12 protein-coding genes are annotated in these 17,253 nt (G+C 59.7%); 10 read left to right on the top strand and 2 right to left on the bottom strand.

The genetic code is table 11. From position 1 onward, the window contains the following. From QLG07_RS09245 to tadA, 3 genes are read left to right on the top strand one after another with little or no spacing between them, the layout of a single operon-like run. On the top strand, positions 1–1,353 hold the full coding sequence (locus tag QLG07_RS09245) for a PTS transporter subunit EIIC (RefSeq protein ID WP_282469080.1): 1,353 nt from the start codon (positions 1–3) through the stop codon (positions 1,351–1,353). A 3-nt stretch (positions 1,354–1,356) separates the two neighbouring features. Continuing rightward, positions 1,357–1,995 carry a phosphatidylglycerophosphatase C gene (gene yfhb, locus QLG07_RS09250; protein ID WP_048915150.1) on the top strand — a complete coding sequence of 213 codons (639 nt, stop codon included), beginning with the start codon at positions 1,357–1,359 and terminating at the stop codon, positions 1,993–1,995. Positions 1,996–2,037: 42 nt separating this feature from the next. Beyond that, positions 2,038–2,532 carry a tRNA adenosine(34) deaminase TadA gene (tadA, locus tag QLG07_RS09255; RefSeq protein ID WP_048915151.1) on the top strand — a complete coding sequence of 165 codons (495 nt, stop codon included), beginning with the start codon at positions 2,038–2,040 and terminating at the stop codon, positions 2,530–2,532. A 25-nt stretch (positions 2,533–2,557) separates the two neighbouring features. Here the strand turns inward: tadA and mltF are convergent, their stop codons facing one another. Further along, positions 2,558–4,015, bottom strand: a complete 1,458-nt coding sequence (gene mltF, locus QLG07_RS09260; protein ID WP_282469081.1) for a membrane-bound lytic murein transglycosylase MltF — start codon at positions 4,013–4,015, stop codon at positions 2,558–2,560. A 269-nt stretch (positions 4,016–4,284) separates the two neighbouring features. Between mltF and purL the strand changes: the two genes are divergently transcribed. From purL to QLG07_RS09295, 7 genes are all read left to right on the top strand, one after another. After that, complete coding sequence (purL, locus tag QLG07_RS09265; RefSeq protein ID WP_282469082.1) at positions 4,285–8,169, top strand: phosphoribosylformylglycinamidine synthase; 3,885 nt, start codon at positions 4,285–4,287, stop codon at positions 8,167–8,169. A 585-nt stretch (positions 8,170–8,754) separates the two neighbouring features. Beyond that, the gene (locus QLG07_RS09270) at positions 8,755–10,185 is read left to right on the top strand and encodes a HAMP domain-containing sensor histidine kinase (protein WP_282469083.1); all 1,431 of its coding nucleotides are present in this window, start codon (positions 8,755–8,757) and stop codon (positions 10,183–10,185) included. Next, the gene (gene qseG / locus QLG07_RS09275; RefSeq protein WP_282469084.1) at positions 10,185–10,928 is read left to right on the top strand and encodes a two-component system QseEF-associated lipoprotein QseG; all 744 of its coding nucleotides are present in this window, start codon (positions 10,185–10,187) and stop codon (positions 10,926–10,928) included. The genes QLG07_RS09270 and qseG overlap by 1 nt, the downstream gene beginning before the upstream one ends. Then, positions 10,925–12,259 (top strand): two-component system response regulator GlrR, encoded by a 1,335-nt coding sequence (glrR, locus tag QLG07_RS09280; RefSeq protein ID WP_048915156.1) that lies wholly within the window; start codon positions 10,925–10,927, stop codon positions 12,257–12,259. Before qseG ends, glrR begins: the two co-directional genes overlap by 4 nt. Positions 12,260–12,390: 131 nt before the next feature. Continuing rightward, the gene (gene glnB, locus QLG07_RS09285; protein ID WP_048915157.1) at positions 12,391–12,729 is read left to right on the top strand and encodes a nitrogen regulatory protein P-II; all 339 of its coding nucleotides are present in this window, start codon (positions 12,391–12,393) and stop codon (positions 12,727–12,729) included. Between the two features lie 176 nt (positions 12,730–12,905). Further along, complete coding sequence (locus QLG07_RS09290) at positions 12,906–14,816, top strand: NAD(P)-binding protein (protein ID WP_282469085.1); 1,911 nt, start codon at positions 12,906–12,908, stop codon at positions 14,814–14,816. Then, positions 14,813–15,979, top strand: a complete 1,167-nt coding sequence (locus tag QLG07_RS09295) for a cytochrome c (RefSeq protein WP_282469086.1) — start codon at positions 14,813–14,815, stop codon at positions 15,977–15,979. The genes QLG07_RS09290 and QLG07_RS09295 overlap by 4 nt, the downstream gene beginning before the upstream one ends. A gap of 53 nt (positions 15,980–16,032) precedes the next feature. Here QLG07_RS09295 and hmpA read toward each other — a convergent pair whose 3' ends face one another. Then, positions 16,033–17,217: an NO-inducible flavohemoprotein gene (hmpA, locus tag QLG07_RS09300; RefSeq protein WP_282469087.1), complete on the bottom strand. Its 1,185-nt coding sequence runs from the start codon at positions 17,215–17,217 to the stop codon at positions 16,033–16,035. Positions 17,218–17,253 lie beyond the last annotated feature (36 nt).

Genomic DNA, 17,253 nt, shown 5'->3' on the forward strand with positions numbered 1-17,253 from the left:
ATGGAAAAGTCTACCCGACTGGCGCAGGCGCTGCTGCAGGGCATTGGCGGCGCGGCCAATATCATTAAGCTGGAAAACTGCATGACGCGGGTGCGCGTTGAAGTCAGCGATGAAGGGCAGCTGCAGCTCAACGATTTGCGCCAGCTGGAGGGCGTAAAAGGCTACGTCAAGCAGGGGAGCCAGCACCAGTTTATCGTCGGTCCCGGCGCGGCAGCCAAAGTGGTGGAGGCGATGCGCAGCCTGATGAGCCCTGCGGCGATCGACAGCGTGCGTGAAAACAGAGCGCGGGCTAAGGCGAAATATCATGCTCCGCTCAGTGACGCACTGCGCCAGCTGGCGAACGTATTTATCCCGCTGATCCCGGCATTTATCGCGTCCGGGCTGATCACCGGGGTGATTAACATCATTAAGCGCCCGGATATCGTCGGCGATATCGCAACGCAGTATCCTAATCTTCTTGGACTGGCGGCGATCTTCGGCAGCGCGATTTTCACCATTATGAATATTCTGGTCGGCGTGAACACCGCCCGCGTATTTGGCGGCTCGACCGCGCTGGGCGGCGTGATGGCCGGGATACTCTCCAGCCCGGCGCTGGCAAATATCACGCTGTTTGGGGAACCGCTGGTGCCCGGGCGCGGCGGGGTGATCGCGGTGCTGCTGGTGGTCGCGCTGATGTGCTGGATTGAAAAACGGCTGCGCGCGCGCCTGCCGGAGTCGCTGGAGCTGATCCTCAATCCGCTGCTGACGACACTGATTACTGCCACGCTGGCGATTGTGCTACTGCAACCGTTCGGCGGCACGATCTCCGATGCCATCGCGCACGGTGCCACGCTGGCTATCGATCGCGGTGGCGTGCTGGTCGGGGCGTTGCTGGCAGGAACGTTTCTGCCGCTGGTGCTCACCGGGCTGCACCAGGGGATGGTGCCAATCCACGTGGAGCTGGTGCAGGCACACGGTTCTAACGCGCTGCTGCCCATTTTGGCAATGGCTGGCGTCGGGCAAATTGGCGCATCCGTGGCGGTGCTGCTGAAAACCCGTAACGCACGGCTGAAAAAGCTGGTGAAAGGGGCGCTGCCGGTTGGCATTCTGGGCGTGGGGGAGCCGCTGATCTTCGGCGTCACCCTGCCGCTTGGCCGCCCGTTTATCGCCGCCTGTCTTGGCGGAGCGGTGGGCGGTGCAGTAATCAGCTATGCTAAGGTCGCTACCCTGATCACCTTTGGTCTCTCCGGCTTGCCGCTGGCGCTGACCATTGTGGCTGGAAAAGTGATGATGTATCTGGCAGGCTGGCTGACAGCTGCTGTATGCGGTTTCCTGTTTGCCTGGTTTATGGGCTTTAACGATCCTGAGGAGTAAGGTTTGACATCCAGTCGCCAACGACGCGTGGTATTTTTCGACCTTGATGGCACCCTGCACCAGCAGGATATGTTCGGCACCTTTATGCGCTGGCTGCTCTGGCGCCAGCCGCTTAATCTGCTGCTGGTGGTGCCGCTGCTGCCGGTGATAGGTGCCGGGCTGCTGATTAAGGGCCGGGCAGCGCGCTGGCCGATGAGCCTGCTGCTGTGGTCGATCACCTTCGGCCACAGTGAAGCGCGCCTGCAAGCGCGCGAGCAGCAGTTTGCCCGCTGGTTTCGCCAGCGCGTCACCGCGTTTCCGGTGGTGCAGCAGCGGCTGACGGATTACCTGCGCAGCGAAGATGCCGATGTCTGGCTGATCACCGGCTCCCCGCAGCCGCTGGTGGAGCAGGTCTACTTTGATTCGGCATTTCTGCCGCACGTCAAACTGATTGCCAGCCAGATGGCGCGCGCCCACGGCGGACGCGTACTGGCGATGCGCTGTCTTGGCCATGAAAAGGTGGCGCAGCTGGAAGAGCAGATCGGCACCCCACTGCAGTTATGGAGCGGCTACAGCGACAGCAAGCAGGACAATCCGCTGCTGTTTTTCTGCCAGCATCGTTTTCGCGTGACGCCTGCGGGTGAGCTACAGCAACTGGACTGAACTGGTATATAATGTCGCGCTTTTTTTCTGCCGGAGACTCAGGTGAGCGACAATAACGACGAATTCTGGATGCGCCATGCGCTGACGCTGGCCCAACGCGCCTGGGATGAAGGGGAAGTGCCGGTTGGCGCGGTGCTGGTTCACCACGGGCAGGTGATTGGCGAGGGCTGGAATCGGCCGATTGGCCACCACGATCCGACCGCACACGCGGAGATCATGGCGATCCGCCAGGGCGGCAAAGTGATCGAGAACTACCGCCTGATTGATACCACGCTGTACGTGACGCTGGAGCCGTGCGTGATGTGTGCCGGCGCGATGGTGCATGGCCGCGTCGGGCGGCTGGTGTTTGGCGCCCGCGATGCCAAAACGGGCGCGGCCGGTTCACTGATGGATGTACTGGGCCACCCGGGCATGAATCATCAGGTGAAGATTGAACAGGGGATTTTGGCCGAAGAGTGTGCGGCGCTGCTCAGTGATTTCTTCCGTCAGCGCCGGGCGCAGAAAAAAATCGAGCGGCAGCGACGTTCAGAATCGTAGGGTCCGGGCATGCCCGAACCGTTATTTAATTCATCGCAATCTTCGGCTCGACCGCCGGATAACCCTGGCCCAGTTCGGCTTCCATCGCCGCCTGCTGTGCCAGCTTACGCTCCTGATCCTGCAAATATCCTACCAGGCTTATCTGATACTTACGAATATTCTCTACATAAGCATAGGCTTCGTGGCCACGCGCATAGCCGTAGTTAGTCTGGCTGTAATAGCGCTTCTGGCTGAGCATCGGCAAGCGCATCTTCACATCTGCCCAGCTGTCAGGATTGCCTTTCTGCTTCTCCGTCAGCTTGCGCGCATCAAGCATATGCGCATAACCCATGTTATAGGCGGCCAGTGCGAACCAGATGCGCTCATCCTCCGGGATGGTCGGCGGCACCTTTTCCATCATGCGTACCAGATACTCACTGCCGCCGCGAATACTCTGTTCCGGATCGGTACGATCGGTGACGTTCAGGCTGTCGGCGGTGTTACGCGTCAGCATCATCATGCCGCGCACCCCGGTAGGTGAGGTGGCCTGCGGGTTCCAGTGCGACTCCTGGTAGGAGATCGCGGCCAGCAGCTTCCAGTCTATCTCCTGCGCGTACTTCTCAAACAGCGGCTGGATATCCGGCAGTGTCTCATCAATGGCGCGCAGGAAGGTGCGGGTATCGACGTAATCAAAGGTGCCAACGTGACCTAAATACTTCTCGTCGAGGCGCGCCATCGCGCCTTCCTCGCCCATTTGATTGAAGAAGTCGAGCAGGGCGGCGTTCAGGCTGTCATCCGCCTCGTGCTGCATATACCAGGTGACCGGCTCCTCATCGGTGATATCAAACGCCACGGCCAGCTGAGGATGGATACGCTGCATCAGGGCAATAGTGACCGAGTCGCCCACCGTATAGTCGAGTTTGCCGTCGGCCACCGCTTCCAGCTGCGCCTGCGGTGTCTGGTCGGTGGCGATCGCCCAGTCAAGATCGGGATACTGATGCTCCTTCACCGCGCGCAGCGTTGAGAGGTAAGCCGACCCTGACGCTACCGTCAGGCGTCCTTTCAGATCGCCAAGGTTTTTCGGGCGCGGCGCACCGATGCGATACACCAGCTGCTGGGAAACTGAATAGTAGGAAGGACCGGTGCGAAAACGCGCCAGCCGCTCATTGTTATAGATCAGACCGGCCGCCAGCACGTCTGCTTTGTCATCTTCGAGATCGTCAAACAGATCGCTCAGGTTCGGGCGGACGGTGACCTGCAGCTTCACCCCTAAATAATCGGCAAAGCGTTTCGCCAGCTCGTAGTCCATACCGGCCGGTGATTTATTTACTGTGTAGTAAGTCAGCGGGGAATTTATGGTGCTGACGCGCAGCACTCCCCGCGATTTTATCTGCGCAATACGGTCGGTAGAACCGCCGTACCAGGGGATCGAGGGCCACAGTGCAAGCGCAAGCAGCACTGTGATCAGCCCGATCAGCAGATAGTTTAATTTAAGGCGTTTCAAATAGTTATCTCTCGGTGGCTCTCAGGTATCTGTCTTTTATGGCAGTATTTATTGTCTATAATTGGTCCTGAGCGTGGGGCATTTTGCGCAACTCCGCGCTGCTCCGCAACTGAATTCAACCTGATTTGCGTGTTTTTCAGCCAATTCTGCACGGCGATTAATTCTGCGCAAACGGTTTCGTAACGGGTGGGGATTCTCTATAATAGCGCCCGTTTTCCCTGTTGCGCCCAATGAAGCGTCGCCCGGCGCTTCGAGACGAGAGATCTTTAATGATGGAAATTCTGCGTGGTTCGCCCGCTCTGTCGGCATTTCGTATTAACAAACTGCTGACCCGCTTTCAGGACGCTCACCTGCCAGTGAGTGATATTTACGCCGAGTACGTCCATTTCGCCGATGTCAGCGCGCCGCTGAGCGAGGATGAAAAGTCCCGCCTGCAGCGTCTGCTGAAATACGGTCCCTCTCTCGCTGAGCATACCCCGGAAGGCCGTCTGCTGCTGGTGACCCCGCGTCCCGGCACGATTTCGCCGTGGTCTTCAAAAGCGACTGACATTGCCCACAACTGCGATCTGCCGCAGGTGCTGCGCCTTGAGCGCGGCCTGGCCTTCTATGTGCAGGCACCTCAGCTGACGGAAGCACAGTGGGGCCAGCTGGCATCGCTGCTGCACGACCGCATGATGGAGTGCGTGTTTAGCGACACCGCCCAGGCCGAAGCCCTGTTCGCCCATCATCAGCCTGCGCCGCTGCAAAGCGTCGATGTGCTGGGTGAAGGCCGTAACGCGCTGGTACAGGCCAACATCAAGCTGGGCCTGGCGCTGGCCGATGACGAGATCGACTATCTGCTGGCGGCGTTTGAAAAGCTGGGGCGCAACCCGAACGATATCGAGCTGTATATGTTTGCTCAGGCTAACTCTGAGCACTGCCGCCATAAAATCTTCAACGCCGACTGGGTGATTGATGGTGCGGCGCAGCCGAAGTCGCTGTTCAAGATGATCAAAAACACCTTTGAGAAAACCCCGGACCACGTGCTGTCAGCTTATAAAGATAATGCCGCGGTAATGGAAGGTTCTCAGGTTGGGCGCTTCTACGCCGACCAGCAGGGCAACTACGACTTCCATCAGGAAGAGGCGCATATCCTGATGAAGGTGGAAACCCATAACCACCCGACGGCGATCTCCCCGTGGCCGGGTGCCGCGACCGGTTCCGGTGGCGAAATTCGTGACGAAGGTGCAACGGGGCGCGGCGCCAAGCCGAAAGCCGGTCTGGTGGGCTTCTCGGTCTCTAACCTGCGCATTCCGGGCTTTGAGCAGCCGTGGGAAGAGGACTTCGGCAAGCCGGACCGTATTGTTACCGCGCTGGATATCATGACCGAAGGCCCACTGGGCGGCGCGGCATTCAATAACGAATTCGGTCGCCCGGCGTTGAACGGCTACTTCCGTACCTATGAAGAGCGCGTCAACAGCCACAACGGCGAAGAGCTGCGCGGCTACCACAAGCCGATCATGCTGGCGGGCGGCATTGGTAACATCCGTGCTGACCACGTGCAGAAAGGCGAAATCACCGTGGGCGCCAAGCTGATTGTGCTGGGTGGCCCGGCGATGAATATCGGTCTGGGCGGCGGTGCCGCTTCATCTATGGCCTCCGGCCAGTCGGATGCCGACCTCGATTTCGCCTCCGTTCAGCGCGATAACCCGGAAATGGAGCGTCGTTGCCAGGAAGTGATTGACCGCTGCTGGCAGCTGGGCGAAGAGAACCCAATCCTGTTTATCCACGACGTCGGCGCGGGCGGCCTCTCCAACGCCATGCCTGAGCTGGTCAGCGATGGCGAGCGCGGCGGGCGTTTCAACCTGCGTGACATCCTCAATGATGAGCCGGGCATGAGCCCGCTGGAAGTGTGGTGTAACGAGTCGCAGGAGCGCTACGTTCTTGCCGTGGCGCCGCAGAGCCTGGCGCTGTTTGATGCGCTGTGCAAACGCGAGCGCGCGCCCTACGCGGTGATCGGTGAAGCCACCGAAGAGATGCACCTTTCGCTGGCGGATAGCCATTTCGACAACACGCCGATTGATATGCCGCTCGACGTGCTGCTGGGTAAAACCCCGAAAATGACCCGCGATGTCACCACGCTGAAAGCCAAAGGCGAGGCGCTGGTGCGTGATGATATCAGCATTGCCGACGCGGTAAATCGCGTGCTGCACCTGCCAACCGTGGCGGAAAAAACCTTCCTGATCACCATCGGCGACCGCTCGGTTACCGGCATGGTGGCGCGTGACCAGATGGTGGGTCCGTGGCAGATCCCGGTCGCCAACTGCGCGGTGACCACCGCCAGCCTCGACAGCTATTACGGTGAAGCGATGGCGCTGGGCGAACGCGCTCCGGTTGCGCTGCTCGACTTCGCCGCCTCCGGTCGTCTGGCCGTTGGCGAAGCGCTGACCAACATCGCCGCGACGCAGATTGGTCCGCTGACGCGCATCAAGCTGTCGGCAAACTGGATGGCCGCAGCCGGTCACCCGGGTGAAGATGCCGGTTTGTATGAGGCGGTGAAAGCGGTCGGTGAAGAGCTGTGTCCGGCGCTGGGGATTACTATCCCGGTCGGTAAAGACTCGATGTCGATGAAAACTCGCTGGCAGCAGGGCACCGAGCAGCGTGAGATGACCTCGCCGCTGTCGCTGGTGATCACCGCCTTTGCCCGCGTGGAAGACGTGCGTAAAACCGTCACGCCGCAGCTGCAAACCGTGGATAACGCCCTGCTGCTGGTTGACCTCGGCAAAGGTGTGAACGCGCTGGGTGCTACCGCGCTGTCACAGGTTTACCGTCAGCTGGGCGATAAGCCTGCCGACGTGCGTGACGCGCAGCAGCTGGCTGGCTTTTATAATGCCATCCAGGCGCTGGTGGCCGACGGCAAACTGCTTGCCTACCACGACCGTTCCGATGGTGGTCTGCTGGTGACGCTGGCAGAGATGGCCTTTACCGGTCACTGCGGCGTGGCAGCCGATATTGCCGCGCTGGGCAGCGACAGCCTGGCCGCGCTGTTTAACGAAGAGCTGGGTGCCGTGATTCAGGTAGCCGCCGCCGATCGCGCCGCGGTTGAGCAGGTATTTGCGGCGCACGGCCTGGCGGAGTGCGTCCACGTGCTGGGCAAGGCGGTAGAAGGCGACCGCTTCACCATTACTTCCGGTGACTCTGTGGTCTACAGCGAAAGCCGTACCACGCTGCGTACCTGGTGGGCAGAAACCACCTGGCAGATGCAGCGCCTGCGTGATAACCCGAGCTGTGCCGATCAGGAACACGAGGCGAAGAAAGACGACCGCGATCCCGGCCTGAACGTGGCGCTGACCTTCAAGCCACAGGAAGATATCGCTGCACCGTACATTGCTACCGGCGCGCGCCCGAAAGTTGCGGTGCTGCGCGAGCAGGGCGTTAACTCCCACGTTGAGATGGCTGCCGCCTTCCACCGCGCGGGCTTTGATGCGGTTGACGTGCATATGAGCGACCTGCTGGCCGGTCGTCGTGGTCTGGATGACGTGCAGGCGCTGGTTGCTTGTGGCGGCTTCTCCTACGGCGACGTGCTGGGCGCGGGGGAAGGCTGGGCGAAGTCGATTCTGTTTAACGCCCGCGTGCGTGACGAGTTCGAAACCTTCTTCCATCGTCCGCAGACCCTGGCGCTGGGCGTGTGTAACGGTTGCCAGATGATGTCCAACCTGCGCGAACTGATCCCGGGTAGCGAAGAGTGGCCGCGCTTTGTGCGTAACCAGTCCGAGCGCTTTGAAGCGCGCTTCAGCCTGGTCGAAGTGGCTGCCAGCCCGTCACTGCTGCTCGACGGTATGGTTGGCTCGCGTATGCCAATCGCGGTCTCGCACGGCGAAGGCTTCGTGGAAGTGCGCGATGAAGCGCACCTCGGCCAGCTGGAGCATAAAGGCCTGGTGGCGCTGCGCTTCGTGGATAACTTCGGCAAGGTGACCCAGCAGTATCCGGCGAACCCGAACGGCTCACCTAACGGCATTACGGCGGTGACCAACGAAAGCGGCCGTGTGACCATCATGATGCCGCACCCGGAGCGCGTCTTCCGCACCGTCAGCAACTCCTGGCACCCGGCAGAGTGGGGCGAGGACAGCCCGTGGATGCGTATCTTCCGCAATGCGCGTAAGCAGCTGGGCTAAGCCTGCGCGGGAGCGTTAAATAACAACCGGTCTCTGGCAGACCGGTTTTTTTTCGCCCCTGTCTGGCCCATCGTCGGCCCTGTTGCAATTTCACGACAAACCCACTGTTGAAGTGTCGTGAATAGGTGACACGTAACCCATTGATTTACCTATGCGCCTGCGTTTTGTCTGATTGGTGTCGTTAAATGCAGACAGTTTTTCAGACCAGTTGGTCAGGAAGTGCGCTTATAAGGCTGGCGATAACCTTAAAAAGTGCCGTTTTAGAGGGGGTTAACGTGCTTATTGCAATGTTGGCACGGCAATTGCTATACTCTGTGCAGTGGCTCATTCACTTGGTTATGAAAGCCCTGCGCAAGCGGCGAGCTCATAACATCCAGAATGACGCACAATACGGTGCCTGCCGTCCACCCCACCGATAATCGTTCACCCTGTGACGTTATCAAGCATCGGACGTAACGTTGAGTTAGGCACCACCTCTTCAGATGGCCGGTTCTTTGAACCGGCCATCGTCATTTGTGGCGTAGCACTTTCATCCCATCGCACTCTCCGTTAGCATCACGCTACCTTATGCAAAGAGAATCTTCCGTGAAGAGATGGCGTCTGTTTCCCCGCTCTCTGCGCCAGCTGGTGCTGATGGCTTTCCTGCTGGTGCTGCTGCCGCTGCTGGTGCTGGCCTGGCAGGCCTGGGAAAGCCTGTCGGCGCTCAGCGAGCGTGCGGCGGACACTAACCGCACGACGCTAACCGACGTTCGTCGCAGCGAGGCGATGGCGCGCACCGCGCTGGAGCTGGAGCGCAGCTATCGTCAGTACTGCGTGCTTGATGACCCGATGTTAGCCCGCCTGTATCAGACGCAGCGCAGCCGCTATTCCCAGATGCTGGACGCCCATGCGCCGGTACTGCCGGATATGCGCACTTACCAGAACCTGCGGCAGAATCTTACCCAGCTCAGCCAGATCAAATGCCATAACAGCAGCCCGGTAAAAGCCGCAGGCGATGTGCTGGAGTCATTCTCCGCCGCTAACAGCCAGCTGGTGAGAACCACGCGGGAGGTGGTGTTCTCCCGTGGTCTGCAGCTGCAGCGCGAAATTGCCGATCGCGGCCAGTATTTCGGCTGGCAGGCATTAATCCTGTTCCTGCTCAGCCTCGGCCTGGTCCTGCTGTTTACCCGCATGATTATCGGCCCGGTGAAAGCGGTCGAGCGCATGATTAACCGCCTGGGAGAGGGGCGCTCGCTCGGGCAGAGCCTGGCGTTTAAAGGCCCGCGTGAAATTCGCTCTCTGGCCCAGCGCATTCTCTGGCTGAGCGAGCGGCTGGCTTGGCTGGAGTCACAGCGCCATGAGTTCCTGCGCCATATCTCCCACGAGCTGAAAACCCCGCTGGCCAGCATGCGTGAAGGCACGGAACTGCTGGCCGATGAGGTGGCCGGCCCGTTGACCGCTGACCAGAAAGAGGTGGTTAGCATTCTTAACGACAGCAGCCGCCACCTGCAAACCCTGATTGAACAGCTGCTGGACTACAACCGCAAGCTGGCAGACGGCCCGGTTGAGATGAGCGACGTCATGCTGCGACCGCTCATCGATCAACTGGTTTCCACCCACAGTCTGACGGCGCGAGCTAAGCTGATTGATACGGCGATTGATCTGCAGGCGGCGAGCTGCCGCGCAGAGCCGACATTGTTACTGCGGGCCATCGATAATCTCTACTCCAATGCGTTACACTACGGCGCAGAATCAGGGAAAATCTGGATCCGCAGCCGCCAGCAGGGCAACCGCGTCACCATTGAGGTGGCGAACACCGGCAGCGCGATCCCGCAGGCAGAACGGGCGATGATTTTTGAGCCGTTCTTCCAGGGCAACCTGCAGCGCAAAGGCGCAGTAAAAGGCAGCGGGCTGGGGCTGAGTATCGCTAAGGACTGCGTGCGTCAGCTGGAGGGCGATCTACAGCTGGTCGACAGCGATGAGGCTGATGTCTGCTTCCGCATTGAATTGAATACCACCGCCGGGAAGAAACACTGATGCGCTTAACACTTTTTTCTGCCAGCGTTCAACAAAGCCTGGGCAGAATGTTGCTGGCAGCACTGCTTGGGCTGAGCCTGACTGGCTGTAGCCAGACCGCGCCGCCAACCGTGGTGAAGGGCCTGCCCAGCCATCTCAGCGAACCTGAGAGCAAATTTGTCGATTTCCAACGCGTGGACTGTGAGCACATCTGGTCCTGGGTCGATGTCACGGCGGTCAATAATCCGCTGTACTGGCTGCGCGCGGTGGACTGCGCGGTGCGGCTGTCTCCGGCCGATGCCCGCGCGCAGGCTAAACGCTGGCCGGACGACAGCTGGCACGGCGCCTTCAAACAGGCCGTTTTGCTGAGCAATGGCAATATTACGCCGCTCGAGCGCCGCGCCTATCTGCAGCGGCTGGACAGCTACAGCTACGATTATCCCTCTGCGGTCCGTCCGCTGCTGATGCTGTGGCGCGAAGGGCAGGGTTCATTACTGCAGCTGTCGCAGGAGCGCTCGCGCTATGCCAGCCTGCAGGAGAGCAGCGATGCCCAGCTGGACGCGCTGCGCCAGCAGCAGATGGCCGTCAATAAAGAGCTGGCAGTGACGCGACGCAAGCTGGACACGCTGACCGACATCGAGCGTAAGCTCTCAGCCCGCCGTTCGCCGGATGCGGCCGACAGCAGCAGCCACGGCGCGGATAAAAGCGCACCGGACGACAACACGCCGGCGGATATCAAATCAGAGGATGATGCCAACCCATGATAAAAAAATCGGCCCGCCTGCTGCTGGTGGATGACGACCCCAGCCTGCTGAAGCTGTTGGGGATGCGCCTCAGCAGCGAAGGCTTTAGCGTGACCACCGCGGAAAGCGGGCCAGAAGCGCTGCGGGTGCTCAACCGCGAAAACATCGATCTGGTGATAAGCGACCTGCGTATGGATGAGATGGACGGCATGGCGCTGTTTGTTGAGATCCAGAAGCTGCAGCCGGGCATGCCGGTGATCATCCTCACCGCGCACGGTTCGATCCCGGATGCGGTCGCCGCGACCCAGCAGGGCGTTTTCAGCTTCCTGACCAAGCCCGTCGATCGCGATGCGCTGTATAAAGCCATTGATGAGGCGCTGGCACATCGCGCCCCGGGCAGTGATGAAGCCTGGCGCGAAACCATCGTTACCCGTAGCCCACTGATGCTGCGCCTGCTGGAGCAGGCACGCATGGTGGCGCAGTCTGACGTCAGCGTGTTGATTAACGGGCAGAGTGGCACGGGCAAGGAAGTGCTGGCGCAGGCCATCCACGCCGCCAGTCCGCGCGCGGGCAAGGAATTTATTGCCATCAACTGCGGCGCACTGCCGGAGCAGCTGCTGGAGTCAGAGCTGTTTGGTCATGCCAAAGGGGCCTTTACCGGTGCGGTAAGCAGCCGCGAGGGGCTGTTCCAGGCCGCCGAGGGCGGCACGCTGTTCCTCGATGAGATCGGCGATATGCCGCAGGCGCTGCAGGTTAAGCTGCTGCGCGTACTGCAGGAGCGCAAGGTGCGCCCGCTCGGCAGCAACCGCGATCTCGATATCAACGTGCGCATCATCTCCGCTACCCACCGTGACCTGCCAAAAGCGATGGAGAAGAAGGAGTTTCGCGAAGATCTGTTCTATCGTCTTAACGTGGTGAATTTAAAAATTCCGGCGCTGCATGAGCGCGCGGAGGATATCCCGCTGCTGGCAAACCATTTGCTGAAGCAGTCGGCGGAGCGGCATAAACCGTTCGTGCGCAGCTTCTCTACCGACGCAATGCGCCGGTTGATTGCCGCCAGCTGGCCGGGCAACGTCAGGCAGCTGGTGAATGTGATTGAGCAGTGCGTGGCGCTGACCTCCGCCCCGGTGATTAGCGAAGCGCTGGTCGAGCAGGCGCTGGCCGGAGAAAACACCGCGCTGCCGACATTTGTGGAAGCGCGCAACCAGTTTGAACTGAATTATTTGCGTAAGCTGTTACAGATGACCAAAGGGAATGTCACCAACGCAGCACGCCTGGCCGGGCGCAACCGCACCGAGTTTTACAAGCTGTTGTCGCGTCACGAGCTGGATGCTGCCGATTTTAAAGAGTAATTTCAGTGCCGCTCCGCTGCCCAGTTATGGTAGTTTAGCTGCCTGAAAAGAGAGACGGACCGCGCAGCGTGACCTGTCCGGCAATGTTAACTGTTCCCCTTCCCTGATGGAGGGGGAGAAAAGGGTCTGCCATGAAAAAGATTGATGCAATTATCAAGCCGTTCAAACTGGACGACGTGCGTGAAGCGCTGGCGGAAGTCGGCATCACCGGAATGACCGTGACCGAAGTGAAAGGCTTTGGTCGTCAGAAGGGCCACACCGAACTGTATCGTGGCGCTGAATATATGGTCGATTTTTTACCGAAGGTCAAAATTGAGATCGTGATTGCCGACGATATCGTCGATACCTGCGTGGATACCATCATGCGTACCGCGCAGACCGGTAAGATTGGCGACGGCAAGATTTTCGTTTATGACGTGTCGCGCGTGGTGCGTATCCGCACCGGCGAAGAAGACGAAGAGGCGATCTAAGCGCTGCCTTTTTCTACGCTGAAGTCGTTGAGGGTCTGAGCATTCAGGCCCTTAAAATTATTAATTCCTTATTTCTGCTGCTGTTCCCTCTCCCCGGTTTGACAATGATCTTCTGATGCTGACAATAGCCCGCTTGAGCCATAAGGGCTGAGCAGACTATCAAGAAGGACTTTTTTATGGCTATTACCCGCCGCGATTTTCTTAACGGCGTCGCGATTACGGTCGCCGCCGGGCTGACCCCCCTGCAGATATTGCGCGCTTCGCCGCTGCAGGCCAACAAAACGCTCTATTACCCACCGGCGCTGAGCGGGCTGCGCGGCAACCATCCGGGCTCCTTTGAAAATGCCCACCGGCTCGGCCGTGATGGCGTCAGTTTCGACTTTGCTTCTCTGCCGGTCAGCGAGGAGTTTGATCTGGTGGTGGTCGGCGCCGGAATTAGCGGCCTGGCCGCCGCCTGTTTCTGGCAGCAGCTGCAGGATAAACCGCAGCGGATTTTGCTGATCGACAACCACGACGACTTCGGTGGCCACGCCAAGCGTAATGAACTCAGCAGCAGCAACGGCACAATCCTTGGCTATGGCGGCAGCGAATCTTTCCAGTCCCCGCACTCCAACTTCAGCCCGGTGATGATGGGCCTGATAAAAACGCTGGGGATCAGCCTGGATGCCATGGAGCGGGGCTTCGATAAAACCTTCTATCCTGACCTTGGCCTCAGTCGCGGCGTCTACTTTGATAAGAAAAACTTCGGCGTGGATAAAGTCGTCAGCGGCGACCCGGGCAAAGTGGTGGCGGATGATATCCCACGCGATCGCCTGAACGGACGTTCATGGCAGGCGTTTATCAATGACTTCCCGCTGCCGCAGAGCGATCGCGCCGCGCTGATTGAGCTGCATACGGTGGCGAAAGATTATCTGCCAGGACTCAGCCAGCAGGAAAAAGTCGCCTGGCTGGACACTCACAGTTACGCCACCTTCCTGCGCGATAAAGTGGGCCTGAGCGAGCTGGCAATGCGCTACTTCCAGCAAACCACGAACGATTTCCAGGCGGTGGGTATTGATGCTACCGCCTGTAGCGATGCGCGTATCTGCGACCTGCCGGGCCTTGACGGCATGGGGCTGCCGCCGCTGGACGCTGAATCGCAGGCTGACCTCGACGATCCTTATGTTTTCCACTTCCCGGATGGCAATGCCACCCTGGCCCGGCTGCTGGTGCGCAAGCTGATCCCGGCCGTTGACCCCGCCGGACACGATATGAATGATATCGTGCGGGCGAAATTTGACTACAGCCAGCTGGACAGGGCGGACTCTGACGTCAAGCTACGCCTTAACAGTACCGGCATGCAGGTGGTGAACGTCGACGGTGGCGTGGAAGTCAGCTATATGACGGGTGAAAAGTTGACGAAAGTCCGCGCCGGGAAGGTGGTCATGGCCGGATACAATATGATGATCCCGTATCTGGTGCCGCAGATGTCGCAGGCGCAGCAGGAAGCGCTGAAGCAGAATGTTAAAGCTCCGCTTGTCTACAGCAAGGTCGCCATCGCTAACTGGCGCGCCTTTATCAAACTGGGCGTGCATGAGGTTTATGCCCCTGGCGCACCTTATTCACGGGTCAAGCTTGACTATCCGGTCAGCCTCGGCGGCTACCAGCACCCCCACGATCCCAATCAGCCGATCGGGCTGCATATGGTGTATGTGCCGACTCTGCCCGGCAGCGGCCTCAGCGCCCGCGAGCAGTCGCGTAAAGGGCGCGCGATGCTGCTGGGCACCTCGTTCGATGCTCATGAACAGATGATCCGCGAACAGCTCCAGGCGATGCTTGGGCCGGCAGGCTTCGACCATCAGCGCGATATTCAGGCGATTACCGTTAACCGCTGGTCGCACGGTTACTCTTACGCCATCAATGGCTTATTTGATGATGAGGATGAGGCGCAGAAGATTATTGAGCGCGCCCGTGCCCCCGTCGGTAATATCGTGATTGCTAACTCCGACTCGGACTGGAGCCCTTATGCCCATTCGGCGGTCGATCAGGCATGGCGGGCAGTGAACGAGCTGGTGCACGGAAAAAACGCACCGGGGGAGGGGGTATGAAAACGTTGCTTTCAGGGATGGTTCTGCTGCTGGTAAGCAGTGCGGCTAATGCCATGTCGCCGGGCGAATATGTTGCCAAAGCGGCGGACTGTACTGCCTGTCACACCGCACCCGGCGGCGCAGCGCTGGCGGGCGGGCTGCGTTTCCCTACGCCGCCCGGTGATATCTACAGCACCAATATTACCCCGGATAAACAGCAGGGCATTGGCCGCTATACGTTTGCCGAATTTGACCGCGCCATGCGCCAGGGTATCGCCCGCGATGGCCATCACCTTTATCCGGCAATGCCTTATACCGCCTATGCCAAAATGAGCGATAAGGATATGCGCGCGCTTTATGACTATCTGCTGCATGAAGTCCCGGCCAGCAGCCAGCCAAATCGCGACAGCGATATCTCCTGGCCGCTGTCAATGCGCTGGCCTTTGGGGATCTGGAATGCCCTGTTCCACAATGACGATCGTTATCAGCCTGATGCGCAGCAGAGTGCGCAATGGAATCGCGGGGCTTACCTGGTGCAGGGCGCAGGGCACTGCGGCAGTTGCCACACCCCGCGCGGCTGGGCACTGCAGGAGCAGGCACTGGATCAGAGCCGCATCGCCTATCTCAGCGGTGCCGAGCTTGACGGCTGGTTTGCGCCGTCGCTGCGCGGCATGGCGCAGGATGAACTGGTGGCGCTGCTGAAAACGGGGCGCAGTAAGCAGGGGGCGGTAGTCGGACCCATGGCGGAGGTGGTGATGCACAGCACTCAGTATCTCAGCGATGCGGACCTCAACAGTATCGGCGTCTACCTGCGCAGCCTGCCGCCGGCTCCAGCATCCCCGCTGCCCGCTGCCGCTCCTTCCGCCGCGGGCGCGAAAACCTATGCCATGTACTGCTCAACCTGTCACGGCAGCGAGGGTAAAGGCGATGCGCATGTCATCCCGGCGCTGGACGGTAACGCAACGCTGACGGCAGCAAACCCGCTGAGCGCACTGCGCGTGGTGCTGGAAGGTGCGCAGACGCCAGTGACCCGGCACGGCATGGCGCAGGCGATGCCCGGTTACGGCTGGACGCTGGATGATGTGCAGATGAGCGAGTTGATGAACTACCTGCGCAGCAGCTGGAGCAATCAGGCCCCTGCCGTCAGCGCAGAGCAGGTTGCTGAGGCGCGCAAGCTTAAGTAGCCAGCGGGACGATCGGGCAGCGGCGGGAGAGATCCCCCCTCTGCCCGACAGCATCACAGCGCTTTATGCGGGCCAAATACTTCGTAGTGAATTCGCTCTTTCCCCACGCCTGACTGCAGAAGGCTCTTTTCCACCATCGCCATAAACGCCAGCGGGCCGCACAGATAGTAGTGCATCGCCGGATCGCTGAGTTTCGCTTCCAGCGGCAGCAGGTTCATGAGTCCACGGTGCTGATACTTGCCTTCATCTTCCGGCCGCGGCTGGTTATACCAGATCTCCTGCGAGAACTTCGGCAGCTGCTGACCCAGTTCGCCGACTTCCTCTGCGAAAGCATGCATTGCGCCGTCTTCCGTCGCGTGGAACCACTGTACCGTTGCCTGATGTTGTTCCTGTGCCAGCTTGTGCAGCATGGCCAGCATCGGGGTCAGACCGACGCCGCCAGAGATCAGCGTTACCGGGGTTTGCGCCGCAATATCGATAAAGAAGTCGCCGGCCGGTGGCGCCAGGTGCAGACGCACGCCGGGCTGCTGCTGATGCAGCCAGCTGGAGAGCGTGCCGCCCTCTTCATGGCGCACGGCAATGCGGTAGTCACGACCGTTCGGCATCCGCGTCAGTGAATACTGGCGGATCTCCTGATTAGCAAATGACGGGTCACGCACCCACAGCGTAATGTACTGACCGGGCTGGTAATCCGCGACGGGCTGACCGTCAACCGGGGTCAGAGTAAAGCTCTTAATTTTTGCGCTGCGCGAGATAATTTCGCTGATAACAAACTCACGTTGACCACCGCGCCAGCCGCCGACTTTCTGCTCAACCTCTTCATAGATTTGCTCTTCACGCTGCACAAAAATTCCGGCCAGTACGCCATAGGCTTTACCCCAGGCGGCGAGGATCTCCTCACCCGGATGCAGCAGCTCATCAATACTCGCCAGCAGGTGTTCACCGACAATGGCGTACTGCTCCGGCCGAATGGCAAAGCTGGTGTGCTTCTGCGCAATTTTCTCCACTGCCGGGCCGAGCGCGGCCAGCTTATCGAGGTTACTGGCGTAGGCACAGACCGCGTTAAACAGCGCTTCAGGCTGATTGCCACTGCTCTGGTTGCTCATGTTGAAGATATCTTTCAGCTCGGGATTGTGGCTGAACATGCGCTGATAGAAGTGCGCGGTCAAACGCGGACCCAACGCAGCGACGGCGGGGATAGTGGATTTCACGGTGGCAATAGTGTGGCTATCAAGCATGGTGGGCTCCTGATTTATCCATAACATGTATTTTAA

This window comes from Erwinia sp. V90_4 (assembly GCF_029967685.1).
Classification (GTDB): domain Bacteria; phylum Pseudomonadota; class Gammaproteobacteria; order Enterobacterales; family Enterobacteriaceae; genus Erwinia; species Erwinia aphidicola.

Excerpts from the sequence above, each read along its gene's own strand:
- QLG07_RS09245 (WP_282469080.1), top strand. The coding sequence starts at position 1 with ATGGAAAAGTCTACCCGACTGGCGCAGGCGCTGCTGCAGGGCATTGGC.
- purL (WP_282469082.1), top strand. The coding sequence starts at position 4,285 with ATGATGGAAATTCTGCGTGGTTCGCCCGCTCTGTCGGCATTTCGTATT.
- qseG (WP_282469084.1), top strand. The coding sequence starts at position 10,185 with ATGCGCTTAACACTTTTTTCTGCCAGCGTTCAACAAAGCCTGGGCAGA.
- glrR (WP_048915156.1), top strand. The coding sequence starts at position 10,925 with ATGATAAAAAAATCGGCCCGCCTGCTGCTGGTGGATGACGACCCCAGC.
- glnB (WP_048915157.1), top strand. The coding sequence starts at position 12,391 with ATGAAAAAGATTGATGCAATTATCAAGCCGTTCAAACTGGACGACGTG.
- QLG07_RS09290 (WP_282469085.1), top strand. The coding sequence starts at position 12,906 with ATGGCTATTACCCGCCGCGATTTTCTTAACGGCGTCGCGATTACGGTC.
- QLG07_RS09295 (WP_282469086.1), top strand. The coding sequence starts at position 14,813 with ATGAAAACGTTGCTTTCAGGGATGGTTCTGCTGCTGGTAAGCAGTGCG.
- hmpA (WP_282469087.1), bottom strand. The coding sequence starts at position 17,217 with ATGCTTGATAGCCACACTATTGCCACCGTGAAATCCACTATCCCCGCC.